11 protein-coding genes and 1 tRNA gene are annotated in these 13,372 nt (G+C 69.5%); 6 read left to right on the forward strand and 6 right to left on the reverse strand.

Annotated elements, in window-relative coordinates:
- Nucleotides 1-7: 7 nt before the first annotated feature.
- The 4 genes from MFF21_RS17915 to MFF21_RS17930 form a co-directional block, all read right to left on the reverse strand.
- The gene (locus tag MFF21_RS17915; RefSeq protein ID WP_238312669.1) at nucleotides 8-2,065 is read right to left on the reverse strand and encodes a carbon starvation CstA family protein; all 2,058 of its coding nucleotides are present in this window, start codon (nucleotides 2,063-2,065) and stop codon (nucleotides 8-10) included.
- 169 nt (nucleotides 2,066-2,234) lie between these two features.
- On the reverse strand, nucleotides 2,235-2,864 hold the full coding sequence (locus MFF21_RS17920) for a TPM domain-containing protein (protein WP_238312670.1): 630 nt from the start codon (nucleotides 2,862-2,864) through the stop codon (nucleotides 2,235-2,237).
- A complete protein-coding gene (locus tag MFF21_RS17925) occupies nucleotides 2,854-3,618 on the reverse strand; it encodes a TPM domain-containing protein (RefSeq protein ID WP_238312708.1) in 765 nt (254 codons plus the stop codon). Before MFF21_RS17925 ends, MFF21_RS17920 begins: the two co-directional genes overlap by 11 nt.
- A 49-nt stretch (nucleotides 3,619-3,667) precedes the next feature.
- A complete protein-coding gene (locus tag MFF21_RS17930; RefSeq protein WP_238312672.1) occupies nucleotides 3,668-4,303 on the reverse strand; it encodes a LemA family protein in 636 nt (211 codons plus the stop codon).
- A gap of 216 nt (nucleotides 4,304-4,519) precedes the next feature.
- On the opposite strand from MFF21_RS17930, the gene MFF21_RS17935 reads away from it, so the two are divergent.
- Both MFF21_RS17935 and MFF21_RS17940 read left to right on the forward strand, forming a co-directional pair.
- Entirely contained in the window at nucleotides 4,520-4,822 is a 303-nt protein-coding gene (locus tag MFF21_RS17935; RefSeq protein ID WP_238312674.1) for an Rdx family protein, read from the forward strand.
- Nucleotides 4,823-5,006: 184 nt separating this feature from the next.
- Nucleotides 5,007-7,103 (forward strand): sensor histidine kinase, encoded by a 2,097-nt coding sequence (locus MFF21_RS17940; protein ID WP_238312709.1) that lies wholly within the window; start codon nucleotides 5,007-5,009, stop codon nucleotides 7,101-7,103.
- 9 nt (nucleotides 7,104-7,112) lie between these two features.
- Here MFF21_RS17940 and MFF21_RS17945 read toward each other — a convergent pair whose 3' ends face one another.
- Both MFF21_RS17945 and bla read right to left on the reverse strand, forming a co-directional pair.
- A complete protein-coding gene (locus MFF21_RS17945; RefSeq protein ID WP_238312676.1) occupies nucleotides 7,113-7,856 on the reverse strand; it encodes a Crp/Fnr family transcriptional regulator in 744 nt (247 codons plus the stop codon).
- Between the two features lie 137 nt (nucleotides 7,857-7,993).
- Nucleotides 7,994-8,878: a class A beta-lactamase gene (gene bla, locus MFF21_RS17950; protein ID WP_238312678.1), complete on the reverse strand. Its 885-nt coding sequence runs from the start codon at nucleotides 8,876-8,878 to the stop codon at nucleotides 7,994-7,996.
- A 154-nt stretch (nucleotides 8,879-9,032) separates the two neighbouring features.
- Between bla and MFF21_RS17955 the strand changes: the two genes are divergently transcribed.
- From MFF21_RS17955 to MFF21_RS17970, 4 genes are all read left to right on the forward strand, one after another.
- Complete coding sequence (locus MFF21_RS17955) at nucleotides 9,033-10,556, forward strand: acetate--CoA ligase (protein WP_238312680.1); 1,524 nt, start codon at nucleotides 9,033-9,035, stop codon at nucleotides 10,554-10,556.
- Nucleotides 10,557-10,633: 77 nt separating this feature from the next.
- Entirely contained in the window at nucleotides 10,634-11,419 is a 786-nt protein-coding gene (locus tag MFF21_RS17960) for a glycosyltransferase family 2 protein (RefSeq protein WP_238312682.1), read from the forward strand.
- A 35-nt stretch (nucleotides 11,420-11,454) separates the two neighbouring features.
- Nucleotides 11,455-11,547, forward strand: a tRNA-Ser gene (locus MFF21_RS17965).
- 69 nt (nucleotides 11,548-11,616) lie between these two features.
- Nucleotides 11,617-13,287: a site-specific integrase gene (locus tag MFF21_RS17970; RefSeq protein ID WP_096483431.1), complete on the forward strand. Its 1,671-nt coding sequence runs from the start codon at nucleotides 11,617-11,619 to the stop codon at nucleotides 13,285-13,287.
- Nucleotides 13,288-13,372 lie beyond the last annotated feature (85 nt).

A 13,372-nucleotide genomic window follows, 5' to 3' on the forward strand; every position in this document is an offset into this window, starting at 1 on the left:
GCTTGTCCTACTCCGCAGGCGCCAGCTTGGGATCGGCCTCGAGGGCCGTCCAGCGATCGGCGCGGTAAGCCTTGACGCAGGCCATGATGCCGAAGGCCGCGATCGCCACCACGAGCCCCACGAACATCACGGCGAGCACCGCGTCGACGCGATCGTTGAAGACGATCTTGTGCATGTCGGCCATGTTCTTGGCCGGGCCCAGGACCTTGCCCTCCGCGATCGCGGTCGAGAAGCGGTCTGCATGGGCGAGGAAGCCGATCTTCGCGTCGGGCGAGAAGATCTTCTGCCAGCCCGCCGTCAGCGTGCAGACGCACAGCCACACGGTGGGGATGATCGTGACGAAGGCGTAGCGCTCGCGCTTCATCTTGAAGATCACCACGGTGGCGAGCGTCAGCGCCACGGCCGCGAGCATCTGGTTCGAGATGCCGAAGAGCGGCCACAGGGTGTAGATGCCGCCGAGCGGGTCGGTGACGCCCTGGTAGAGGAAGTAGCCCCAGGCGCCGACGCAGAGCGCGGTCGCGAACACGCTCGGCACCCAGGACGAGGTGTTCTTGAAGGCCGGCGAGACGAGGCCGAGCAGGTCCTGCAGCATGAAGCGGCCCGCCCGCGTGCCCGCATCCACCGCGGTGAGGATGAAGAGCGCCTCGAACAGGATCGCGAAGTGGTACCAGAAGGCCATCATCGCCTTGCCGCCGATGGCCGAGGAGATGATGTGCGCCATGCCGACGGCGAGCGTCGGGGCGCCGCCTGCGCGGGAGATGATCGAGTGCTCGCCGACATCCTGTGCGGTCTGGGCGAGGATCTCGGGCGCGATCGGGAAGCCGAGCTTGGTCACGGCCGCGGCCGCGGTCTCCGGCGTGGTACCGACCAGGGCGCCCGGCGAGTTCATGGTGAAGTAGACGCCCGGATCGATCACGCTCGCGGCCACCAGCGCCATGATGGCGACGAAGCTCTCCATGAGCATGCCGCCATAGCCGATGAAGCGCGTGTCGATCTCATTGTCGACGAGCTTCGGGGTGGTGCCCGAAGCGATCAGGGAGTGGAAGCCCGAGACGGCGCCGCAGGCGATGGTGATGAACAGGAACGGGAACAGGCCGCCCGCCCAGACCGGGCCCGTGCCGTCCACGAACTTCGTGACCGCCGGCATCTGCATCTGCGGAGCGACGAAGACGATACCGATGGCAAGGCCGACGATGGTGCCGATCTTGAGGAAGGTGGAGAGGTAGTCGCGCGGCGCGAGGAGCAGCCAGACGGGCAGGATCGCGGCGACGAAGCCGTAGCCGATCAGCATCCAGGTGAGCTGCGTGCCGGTGAAGGTGAAGGCCGGGCCCCAGAAGGGATCAGCCGCGATCCGGCCGCCATAGACGATGGCGGCCATGAGCAGGATGAAGCCGATGACCGAGACCTCGCCGACCTTGCCGGGGCGGATGTAGCGCGCATAGAGGCCCATCAGGATCGCGATCGGGATCGTCGCCGCGACGGTGAAGCTGCCCCAGGGGCTCTCGGCCAACGCCTTGACCACCACCATCGCCAGCACGGCGAGCAGGATGATCATGATCATGAAGGTGCCGAACAACGCGATCACGCCGGGGATCACACCGAGCTCGGCCCGGATCAACTCGCCCAGCGAGCGCCCGTCGCGCCGCATCGAGATGAACAGGACCATGAAGTCCTGCACGGCGCCGGCGAGCACGACGCCGGCCAGGATCCAGAGCATGCCCGGCAGGTAGCCCATCTGCGCGGCGAGCACCGGGCCGACCAGCGGACCGGCGCCGGCGATGGCGGCGAAGTGGTGGCCGAACAGGACGGTCCTGTTGGTGGGGACGAAATCGAGCCCGTCGTTGTGACGGTGGGCCGGGGTCTGGCGCTTCGGATCGAGGCGCATGACCTTGTCGGCGATGAAGAGCGAGTAATAGCGATAGGCGATCAAGTAGACGCAGACCGCAGCGACGACGACCCAGAGGGCGTTGATGCTTTCACCACGCTGCGTGGCGACGATCGCGAGAGCCGCGGCGCCCAGGGCGCCGACAAGGGCCCAGGGGCCGTGTTTCTGTACCGCGCCCATTGACGCTTCTCTCCGTGCTCGGCCGCATTTTTGACTCAGACGGCCTTCGCGGCTGGTTTGACGCAAATTCCCGCCGAAGGCCAGTTGCCGCGATTACACACGGAGCGATCCGTGAGTCATCCCCGTGACATCGGCGGGGAACGCCGTCTCCGGAAGAGACGCGCGAAACTCAATCGAGCAGGATGACGCGGTTCGGGATCTCGTCGCCGGCCGTGTCGCCGGGCAGCTCCGCGGCGAGCACCGCGCCGACCCGCTCCACCGCCGCGACCAACCCGGCGGCGAGGTCGCCCCGAGCCGCCTGGGCGAGCAGGGCCGCGACCGCGCCCCGCCAGGTTTCCTCCGGCACCCGGGCGCGCACGCCCGCATCCGCCACGATCTCGGCGTAGCGCTCGGCCAAGGAGACGTAGATCAGCACGCCGGTGCGCGCCCGCGTCCGCGTCAGGCCGTGGGCATGGAATTCCCGCCGGGCCGCCTCGTGCGCCCGCGCCCTCCGGATGCGGCGCGGGACGAGGAACGGGCGCAGGCGCTCGGCGGAGGAGAGCGCCAGCACCGCGAGGACGAACCCGGCCTGCGCCAGGGCAATCTCCGCCGCGCTCAGATCCGTCGCCAGGATCAGCGGCCAGGGCACCGCGAGGGCGACGAGGAGCGCCAGGGCGAGCCCGGCGGAGCGGTAGAGCCCGGCCCGGGCGGAGACCAGCACCACGATCTCGCCGCTGGTGCCGCGCTCCGCCCGGCCGATCGCCGCCGTGACGCGGGCGCATTCCGCCGCCGACAGGGGCGAGACCCTTCTACCAGTCACCGGAGGCCCCTCCCCCGCCCGAGGATCCGCCGCCGCCGGAGAAACCGCCCCCGGAGAAGCCGCCGCCATCGGAGAAGCCGCCGCCCCAACCGCCGGAGGGACCCGGCACCACGATGAAGCCGCCGCCGCGCCCGAGACGCCCGGAGCGGGCGCTCATGCGCCAGACCAGGAAGACGAGGACGAGGATCACCACGATCCAGACCACCACGAGGGCGGGATCGACCGCGTCCTCGCGCACCTGGGCCCGGCGCTGCCATTCCTCGGCGTCGCCGGTGAGGATCGAGAGCATGGCGTCGACCCCGGCCTCGATCCCGCCGGCGAAGTCGTTCTGCTTGAAGCGCGGCGTGATCGCCGTGGTGATGATGACCTTGGTCAGCGCGTCGGTGAGCGCACCTTCGAGCCCGTAACCGACCTCGATCCGCACCTTGCGCTCGGAGGGGGCGACGAGGAGCAGGGCGCCGTTGTTCGTCTTCTTCTGCCCGAGGCCCCAGGCCCGGAACAGGCGGTTGGCGTAATCCTCGACCGTGAGGCCCTGCAGGCTCGGCACGGTGGCGACGACGAGCTGGTCCGTCGTCTTGTCCTCGTGCGCCTTGAGCTTGCCCTCGATGCGGGCGCGCGCCTCCGGAGCGAGGAGATGAGCGTCGTCGACGACGCGGCCGGTCAGCTTCGGCCAGTCCGGCTCCGCGGCGGAGGCAAGGCTCGAGGCGACGACGAGCAGCACCAGCACGAGCGGCGCGATCAGGAGCCGCCCGATCTCCCTCGCCCCGATCCTCGGCTGGCGCGTGTTGTCCACGGCGTCGCAGCTAGAACTTCACGTTCGGCGGCCGGTCGGCATTGGGCGTGGCCGAGAAGGTCTCCATCGGCTTCGCCTCGGGGTAGAACCAGCCTGCGATCCAGCGGCCGGGAATGGTCCGGATCTCGGTGTTGTAGGCCTGGACGGCCTGGATGTAGTCGCGCCGCGCCACGGCGATGCGGTTCTCGGTGCCCTCGAGCTGCGATTGCAAGGCGAGGAAGTTCTGGTTCGACTTCAGGTCCGGATAGGCCTCGACGCTGGCGAGCAGCCGCCCGAGGGCGCCGGAGAGCTGGTTCTGCGCGTCCTGGAACTGCTTGAACTTCGCCGGATCGGTCACGGTCGAGGCATCGACCTGCACGCTGGTGGCTTTGGCGCGGGCCTCGGTCACCTTGGTCAGGGTCTCCTGCTCCTGCTTGGCGTAGCCCTTCACCGTCTCGACGAGGTTCGGGATCAGGTCGGCCCGGCGCTGGTACTGGTTCTGCACCTCGCTCCAGGCGGATTTCGCCTGCTCCTCCAGGGTCGGCACGCGGTTGACGGCGCCGCAGCCCGAGAGGCAGCCGGCGAAGAGCGCCACGATGAGGGCGCTGAGCAGGCGGCCGATCACCGGCACCCGAGAGGAGAGGCCGGAATCCGCAGTCGAACGCATCGGGATATCCTCGTGGACGAAGCCGCCCGCCCCGGCACGGCCGGAGCGAGCTTGACGGGAGCGCCGCCTGCCGGCGGAGATAGGTGCGACATCGCGCCAGGGAAAGGGCTGGGCGGGACGGACCCGATGAAAGGCGGCGCGTCCTGGGACGGCCTCACCATCGATTGAGCCCCCATGCCATTGACAATGACGGGGTATCCGGGCGCTTTCCCGGACATGGACGGAACGCCCCCCGCACAGGCCCCGAAGCCGCGGATCGCCATCACCTATTGCACGCAGTGCCAGTGGCTTCTGCGCTCGGCCTGGATGGCGCAGGAGCTGCTCTCGACTTTCCGCGACGATCTCGGCGAGGTCGCCCTGCGGCCGGGCACCGGCGGGATCTTCGTGATCACCTTCGGCGAGGAGACGCTCTGGGACCGCACCCGCGACGGCGGCTTCCCCGACGTGAAGACGCTGAAGCAGCGGGTCCGGGACCGGCTCGATCCGGGCCGCGATCTCGGCCATGTGGATCGGCCATGAGCGTGGCGATACACGTATTAGTTGTATCGCACGCCATCCCGGCTTTGCGATGACGCTTGCCATGCGCCATGATGGGGCGGAGCCGGTTCCGACCGACCGAGCGCGCGAGCCCCGTCCCGCCTTGATTCGTCGCCTCTTCTCCCGGTTCGGCCAGCGCGGGTTCTCCACGCAGGTCTACCTCGTGATGCTGGTGATCGCGTTGATCGGCCCCGGGCTGGTCTTCACGGCGATCCTGCTCGCCCGCTACGCGGCGACCGAGCGCTCCCGCTTCGAGCAGGATGCCCGCGAGAACGTGCGCGGCATCGCCCTCTCGATCGACCGCGACACCGCCGGCCTCATCTCCGTGCTGCAGACACTCGCCACCTCGCCGCGCCTGAAGGAAGGCGAGCTGCCCGGCTTCGACCTGCAGGCGCGGGCCGTGCGCGACGCGGTCGGCCTCGAGATCATGCTGCGGCGGCCCGACGGGCAGCAACTCGTGAACACGGCCCTGGCGCCGGGCGCGCCCCTGCCGGTCACCAGCCTGCCCTTCGACCGCGAGGTGCTGAACGGCGGCCAGCGCAGCTCCCTCGTCTCCGGCTACCTGCCGGCCGCCAATCCCGCCAAGGCGACCTACGCCGTGGCGGTGCCGGTGCGGAACGACGACGCCGTCGCCTACATCCTCAGCTTCTCCGTGCCGATCCAGCGGCTCGACGGCCTGCTGGAGCGCGAGCGGGTCGAGGGTTGGACCAGCGGCGTGTCCGATCGCGACGGCATCGTGCTGGCGCGCCTGCCGCAGATGGCCGGAGTGGTCGGCCATCCCCGCCTCGCGACCCTGCGCCAACGCCCGACCGAGACGCCCGGCGTGTGGGAAGGCAAGGACCGGGACCTGCACCCGGTCACGGTGGTCGAGGCCCGCTCCCGCCTCAACGGCTGGACGGTCATCGCGAGCGTGCCCCGGGAACTCGTGAACTCGCGGACGCAGCGCTGGATCTGGGCCTTCGGCGGGTTCGGGCTCCTCGTGCTGGCGACCTCCTCCACCCTCACGGTCCATCTCTGGTCCCGGGTCGCGCGGCCGCTCCGGCAGCTCGCCGCCTCCGGGCCGGCCCTGTCCCGCGGGCAGGCGATTCCCCGCGTCGCCTCGCCGATCCACGAGATCCGCCGCCTCGGCGACGTGCTGTCGGAGGCCTCCCAGCGCCTGCGCACGCGGAGCGAGGAGCGCGACAAGGCCCTGGCCGAGACGCAGCGCGGCCTCTCGGCCCTGCGCGAGAGCGAGGCCCGCTTCCGCCACATGGCGGATTCGGCGCCGGCCCTGATCTGGATGACGGACGAGAAGGCGGAGATCGTCTTCGCCAACATGCATTTCGACCACCTGTTCGGGCGGCCGGCCTCGGACCTCTCCGGCGAAGGCTGGCGCCAGATCGTGCATCCGCCGGACCTGCCGGCTTTCTCCTCCCTGTTCCGGGAAGCCTTCGAGAATCGGGAGCCGTTCCGGGCGGAGATGCGGGTGATCGACCGGGCCGGGGACGTGCGCTGGCTGCGCTGCGAGGGCGTGCCGCGCCTCGACGACCACGGCACCTTCCTCGGCTTCACCGGCTGCAACGTCGACATCACCGATGCCAAACGCGCCGAGGAGCACCTGCTGCTCCTGATCCACGAGCTGAACCACCGGGTGAAGAACACCCTCGCCACGGTGCAGTCCATCGCCCTGCAATCCCTGCGCGGCCTCGACGGCGAGGAGGCGGAAACGGCCAAGAGCGCCTTCGAGGCCCGTCTGATCGCGCTCGCGCGCGCCCATGACGTGCTGACCCGGGAGAGCTGGGAGGGCGCGGAGCTCGGCACGATCGTGGCCGACGCCATCCGGCCGCTGGAAGCGCCGGAGGGGCAGAAGGCGCGCTTCCTCGTCTCGGGGCCGCCCCTGCGCCTGCCGCCGCGCCTCGCCCTCTCCATCGCCATGGCCCTGCACGAACTCGGCACCAATGCCGTGAAATACGGCGCGCTCTCGCGGGAGGGCGGCCGAGTGCACATCGCCTGGAGCGTGCAGCGCGGCCCCGAGATCCGGCTCTCCCTGCGCTGGAGCGAGAGCGGCGGCCCACCGGTGATGCCGCCCACGCGAACCGGCTTCGGCTCGCGCCTGATCGAGCGCAGCCTCGCCCGGGAGCTCGCCGGCGAGGTGAAGCTTGCCTACGAGCCGACCGGCGTGGTGTGCACGATCGATGCCCCAGTGCCGCCCCCGGGCCTGCTGGAGCGCCGCAGCGGTGTCAACGGCGCCACGACCCCTCCGCCCTTGCCGCTGGCCGGCTGACCCGTCGCCCTACTCGTCGGCCGCGTCGAGGTGCCGGCCCTCGTGGCCGAGATGCAGGTAATGCGGGTTGAACAGGGAATTGGCGGCGAGCGCCTGGAAATCGGGGATGGTCAGGTGCCGGCCCCGCAGCACGATCAGCCCGTTCGCCCGCAATTCCTGCAGCACCCGGTTGACGTGCACGTTCGACAGGCCGAGGGCGTCGGCGAGATCGACCTGGGTCACGGGCAGGTCGCAGGAGGTCGCGTCGGCCAGCCCCACGGCCTGCATGCGCAGGAACAGCTCGCACAGGAGATGGCCGAGCCGCTCGGCGGCGGTCCGCTGACCGATGCTGACGGTCCATTCCCGCTGGATCGAGAACCGGACCGCGATCTCCCAGGACAGGCTCTGGGCGATCCGCGGGTGCCGCTCGGCCAGGGCCAGGAGCCCCTCCCGGCCGAGCTCCGCCAGGGTGACCGCGTTCATCGTGCCGATCGAGTGATCCATCTCGCGCAGCGAGAAGACGTGGCTGTCGAAATGATCGCCGGGCACGAAGAAGGCGATGATCTGGCGCCGCCCATCCTCGAGCTGCTTGTAGCGGCAGGCCCAGCCTTCGAGGATCAGGTTGATGTTCTCGAGCGTATCGCCTTCGCGGATGATGTCTTCCCGGGCGCCGACACGACGGATCTTGACGCGGGAGATCTCGTTCAGAGCCTTCGTTTCCTCGGCCGAGAGGCGCGTGAAGCACCCGAGTTTTCGGACAAGGGGACTTTCCATCGAACTCCGAGACTCCTCTCCCGGGGTCCGTCATAGCCGTGCCTCGGCCGGCCCGAGTTAACGCACGATAACTTCCGGAGTGCCACGAACCGTAAAGTAAAGCTTTTTTCTCGCGGAATGGTTGCATCGCTGGATCGTCAGCGGGGCGGCTCGGGACGCCGGGCCGCGACCATGCGGGCTACCGCGGCGATCGCAGCGTCCCGGGGCTCCAGGCCGAGGGAGCTTCCCGTGAGAAAGACCGCAACGACGAGAGGAGCCTTGCCCGGCGGCTGGAGGAGTCCGACATCGTTCGCGCTGCCCCGCTCGCCGGTTCCGGTCTTGTCGCCGACGCGCCAATCCTCCGGCACCCCGGCGCGCAGCCGCGCCGCCCCCGTACGGCACGCCTCCAGCCATCCGATCAGCCGCGCGCGGGACCCGGACGCCAGGGCATCGCCCAGGAGCAGCGCCCGGAGGGTCTCGGCCATGGCTTCCGGCGTGGTGGTGTCGCGGGGATCGCCGGACAACGCCTCGTTGAGATCGGGCTCGGTCCGGTCGAGCCGTGTCGTGGCGTCGCCGATCCCACGCAGGAAGGCGGTGAGCCCGGCCGGACCGCCGATGGCGGCGAGCAGCAGGTTGCCGGCGGTGTTGTCGCTCAGGGTGATCGCCGCCGCGCAGAGATCCGCCAGGGTCATCCCCTCCCCCACATGCGTGCCGGTGACGGGGGAATACGGGACGAGGGCCTCCGGGCCGTAGGCGACGCGGCGATCGAGGCTGTCCCGCCCGGCCTCGACGGCCTTGAGGACGGCGGCAGCCGCAAGCGGCTTGAACGTGCTGCAGAGGGGGAAGCGCTCGCTGGCCCGCCAGCCGAGACGGCTGCCGTCCCCGGTATCGAGGACGAAGGCGCCGAGCCGGCCGCCGGAGGCGGCCTCGATCGCCGCGAAGCCCTCCGGCGCCTCCCCCGCCGCCGCGATCGCCCGGAGCGGCGGGAGAGCCGACAGGCTCCCGGCCAAGCCGCCCGCCAGCAGGTGCCGTCTGCCGATCATGGCCTTCCTCCCTTCGCTTCCTGCCCGTCGCGTCCTCGGCCGGGCGGGCTTGCGCGGCCGCGCGGAGCCCCTCTCCGGACGCGTCGCTTGACGTGGGGCGGCCCGGTGCGGACAGGGTCTGGAAAAACCTAGAAAACCCTCGAGGACGACGCCCTTGCCCCCCGACGACCGCTCGCCGCCCGCCCGCTTCAACGCCGCCCGCTACTGCCTGGCCGAGAATGCACGCCTTCGCGGCGACAAGACGGCCTTGGTGATGGTTGGCGAGGGCGGTGTCGCCCGGCTCACCTATGCCGAGGCGGACCGCGCGGTGCGCGGCATCGCCGCCGGTCTGCTGGATCTCGGGCTCTCCCCCGGCGACCGGGTGATGATCCGGATGGGCAACGAGGCCGATTACGTCCTCGTCTATTTCGGGGCGCTCGCCGCGGGCCTCGTTGCCCTGCCCTCCTCGCCGCAGCTCACCCCCGGCGAGGCCGCCTTCCTCATGGAAAATGCCGGCGTCGCGGCTTTGGTGGTGGGCGACGGCTGCCCCATCGACCGCGACAGCCTCGGCGACCGCATCCTTCTCGACGCCCCGGCGGTGGCGGCGCTGAAGGCGGGCACGCCGCTGACGGATTATGCCGACACCGCCGCCGAGGATCCGGCAACGCTGGTCTACACCTCCGGCACCACGAGCCGGCCCAAGGGCGTGCTGCACGCCCACCGGGCGATCTGGGGCCGCCGGCCCATGCATGCCCACTGGCTCGGGCTGACCGAGACCGACGTGATGCTGCATGCCGGCACTATGAACTGGACCTACACGCTGGGTGTGGGCATCACCGATCCCTGGGCCTGCGGCGCCACCACGGTGCTCTATAACGGCCCACGCGACCGCGGCATCTGGCCGGCGCTGATCGCCCAGCACGGCGCCACGCTCTTCGCCGCCGTGCCGAGCGTCTACCGCCAGATCCTGAAATATGCCGATCTCGGCGCCCACGACCTGTCGCGCCTGCGCCACGGCGTCACCGCGGGGGAGGCACTGCCCCCGGACCTGCTCGAGGCTTGGCGAGCGGCCACCGGCAAGCCCCTCTACGAGGCCCTGGGGATGAGCGAGATCTCCACCTACGTCTCGAGCGGCCCCACCATTCCCGTGCGCCCCGGCTCCCCCGGCAAGCCGCAGCCCGGGCGGCGCGTGGCGATCCTGCCGGTGGAGGGGGAGCCCGCGCCCTTGCCCACCGGCGAGATCGGCCTCCTCGCCATCCACCGCTCGGAGCCGGGGCTGATGCTCGGCTACTGGAACCGGCCGGAGGAGGAGGAAGCGGTGATGCGCGGGGACTGGTTCGCCGGCGGCGACCTCGCGAGCCTCGACGCGGAGGGCTACCTGCGCTTCCACGGCCGCAACGACGACATGATGAACGCCATGGGCTACCGCGTCTCGCCCGTGGAGGTGGAGGCGACGCTCGCCGAGCATCCCGACGTCGCCGATGTCGGTGTCACGGAGCTTGCGGTGCGCGCCGACCTCCGCGTCATCGCCGCCTTCGTGGTGCGCCGGGCCGGCGCGGCCATCGAGGCGCCCGACCTGCTCGCCTGGTGCGGGCAGCGGCTCGCCGCCTACAAATGCCCGAAGGAGATCCGCTTCCTCGACGCCCTACCGCGCACGTCCAACGGGAAGGTGCAGCGCAAGCGGCTCGCCGAGGCATGAGCCCCCGCGACGGGGCCGCCGCCTTGTCCGCGCGCGCCGTGCCCGATAGAGCGGGCCGCCCTTGCCCGCCGAGCCCCATGTCCCCGCTTCCGCTTTCCGTCTTCATCATCGCCAAGAACGAGGCCGACCGCATCGGCGCCACGATCCGGGCGGTGCGCGACCTGACCGACGACCTCGTCGTCGTCGATTCCGGCTCGACCGACGGCACCCAGGCCCTCGCGACGGAGCTCGGCGCGCGGGTGATCCACAACGACTGGCCGGGCTACGGCCCGCAGAAGCGCTTCGCGGAAGATGCCTGCCGCCACGTCTGGCTGCTCAATGTGGATGCCGACGAGGTGGTGCCCCCCGACCTCGCCCAGGCGATCCGCGCGGTCTTCGCCCAGGGCGAGCCGGCCCATCCCGCCTGGCGCATCGGCATCGCGGAGATCTTCCCCGGCGAGGCCAAGCCCCATCCCTGGGCCTATACCCTGACGCCGGTGCGCCTCTACCGGAAGGACCGCGGCCGCTATGTGCCCTCGACAGTGCATGATCGGGTCGCCATGGAGCCGGGGGCGAGCGTGGGCCAGCTCAAGGGCGTGATCCACCATTTCTCCGTGCGATCCCTCGGGGACCAGCTCGACAAGCTCAACCGCTATTCCGACCAGCAGGCCGACGACCTCGCCGCCCGCGGCGTCTCGATCCCGACCTGGCGGGTCTTCGTGGAGCTGCCCGGCAACTTCCTGAAGGCCTATTTCGGCCGCCGCCATTGCGTGCGCGGGGTCTACGGTTTCCTGACCGCGATGAACTACGCGATCTCCCGCCACCTGCGCGTGGCGAAACATTACGAGCGCCGTCTTTCCGGCACACCGCGCAGACCGGGTTGACCCGCCCTCGGAGAGCTTCTAGAGCCGGTGGGCGTGGAGACGTGGCCGAGAGGCTGAAGGCACTCGTTTGCTAAATGAGCATACCCCTAAAAAGGGTATCGAGGGTTCGAATCCCTCCGTCTCCGCCACATTCCTGACCAGCGCTTCCGCTCTGGGAGCCGACCCGACGATCCCGTCATGTACACGGGATTGTACACGTGCGCTCGCGCCACCTCACCCGCAACGGCACCGCTCGCGTCTTTCAGATCCGCCTTCCGAAGCGCCTCGATCCGGACTTCCACCTCGCACCGATTCGCATCACACTCGGCCCCACGCCGAATTCGCGGGCACGTCGGGTCGCCGACATCCTCGCGGGTCTGGCGAGGATCGAGTTCGAACGCATCGGAGCGCAACCCATTCTCCCCGAACCCGCCGCCGCACGCCGATCCGTGGAGCAGCTCCTTGCCCTGACCGTGCCGACGCTGCTCGGCATGAACGCGCTGGCGGACAGCCGCTTATCGGACGAGATCCGCGAACCAGCGACCGAGGCTGCGTTCGATGCCCTGGCGCAGCTCGGGCTGGATCGCGCCACAGGACGCGGGGTGTTCGCGAACGGAGCGATCCGCTTCGAGGCGCCTTTCGTCGCAGCGCTTCGTGAAGAGAACCCAGCACGCGCCCTCATCGGGCAGCCGTTGCTGCCGACAAAGGAAGCTGATCCGATCCAGAATCAGCTCGACGCGATCCAGGCCCAGCAGGCCGAACTGCTCGCCCGTCTCGCCCCTCAGATGCCCGGACCGAAAGGTTCGCTGTTCAGCCTCGCGGCGGACAAGGCCATCGCCGCCAAGCGCGAGACCCACGGACCTACCGATCCTGAGATCGGTTCTCTCGACCACCGCAAGACCGTGTTCGTCGGCATCGTCGGCGACAAGCCGGTCGACGCCTACAGCCGAGAGGATCTACAAACTTTCGCCAATGCCCTGGCGTGGCTGCCACCCAACATTTCCAAGCAGAGCGGCTGTGATCTTTCGCAGATCAAAGAGATTATCGCAACCAACCGGGAAAAGAAGGCACCCGGACTCTCTCAGAATTCGATCAAGAGTTACCTGAACCGGATCAAGGGCATTCTGCGTCAGGCTTGCACCGACGCCCGTGTTCCGATCGGTTTCGCTGGCAGAATCGTCATTCCGAAGCGCGCGGCCCCGCCCAAACGTCGGACCGCGCCTGCCCACGACGAACTGGGGCGGGTCGTGGCAGCAGGCGTCGCTTCCGGCATCCTGTCGGACGCCCTCCTCGTGCCGCTCGGCCTTCTGACGGGTCGACGCATCGGTCTTCTCGCTCACATGCGGCGCGAGAATATCAAACGCTACAATGGCGCCTGGGTCTGCTTCCCGCAATCGCACGAATGGCGTGATGGAGCATGGTGCCCGATCCCGTTCAAGACGGACGAGTCGCTCTCGTTCTTCGTCCTGCACGACATCTTCGCCGAATGCGGTTTCATCGATTGGGCGCAGCGTGAATGCGGCCCCGTCTTCCCGGCCCTGATGATGGCAAAAGATCCTGCGGATGCCGCGCAGAAGCGGATGGGACGCCTGTATCGGACGGCGGAAGCCGATCCGCAGCGCTCCGGAACTTTTCATGCGCTCAGGACCGGCAAAATCCGCAACGATCGTGAATTGCGTCTCGATCCCCGCGCAGTCCGACTCCAGGTTGGCCACGAGCTTGGCGATACACACGAACGCTACGACGGCCAACTCACCGATGCCGAACTCGCGGCTTATGCCACCGCGCCACTGCCACCGGGCGTTGACTGGACGCTCCTCAAGACGATTGATTTCGAAGCCTACGCTCGCTGCCAGCCCAAAGGAGGACGCCGGAAGAAAACTTCGTGAGTGGCGAGATGGATCGCGCTCCCAGTGACCGAACTATCTATACCAAGGTTCAACAGTTGGTATGGCTGGGGCGCCAGGATTCGAG

Origin of the sequence: Methylobacterium organophilum (genome assembly GCF_022179465.1) — a bacterium.
Lineage (GTDB): Bacteria > Pseudomonadota > Alphaproteobacteria > Rhizobiales > Beijerinckiaceae > Methylobacterium > Methylobacterium organophilum.

Excerpts from the sequence above, each read along its gene's own strand:
- MFF21_RS17915 (WP_238312669.1), bottom strand. The coding sequence starts at position 2,065 with ATGGGCGCGGTACAGAAACACGGCCCCTGGGCCCTTGTCGGCGCCCTG.
- MFF21_RS17930 (WP_238312672.1), bottom strand. The coding sequence starts at position 4,303 with ATGCGTTCGACTGCGGATTCCGGCCTCTCCTCTCGGGTGCCGGTGATC.
- MFF21_RS17935 (WP_238312674.1), top strand. The coding sequence starts at position 4,520 with ATGGACGGAACGCCCCCCGCACAGGCCCCGAAGCCGCGGATCGCCATC.
- MFF21_RS17940 (WP_238312709.1), top strand. The coding sequence starts at position 5,007 with ATGCTGGTGATCGCGTTGATCGGCCCCGGGCTGGTCTTCACGGCGATC.
- MFF21_RS17945 (WP_238312676.1), bottom strand. The coding sequence starts at position 7,856 with ATGGAAAGTCCCCTTGTCCGAAAACTCGGGTGCTTCACGCGCCTCTCG.
- bla (WP_238312678.1), bottom strand. The coding sequence starts at position 8,878 with ATGATCGGCAGACGGCACCTGCTGGCGGGCGGCTTGGCCGGGAGCCTG.
- MFF21_RS17960 (WP_238312682.1), top strand. The coding sequence starts at position 10,634 with ATGTCCCCGCTTCCGCTTTCCGTCTTCATCATCGCCAAGAACGAGGCC.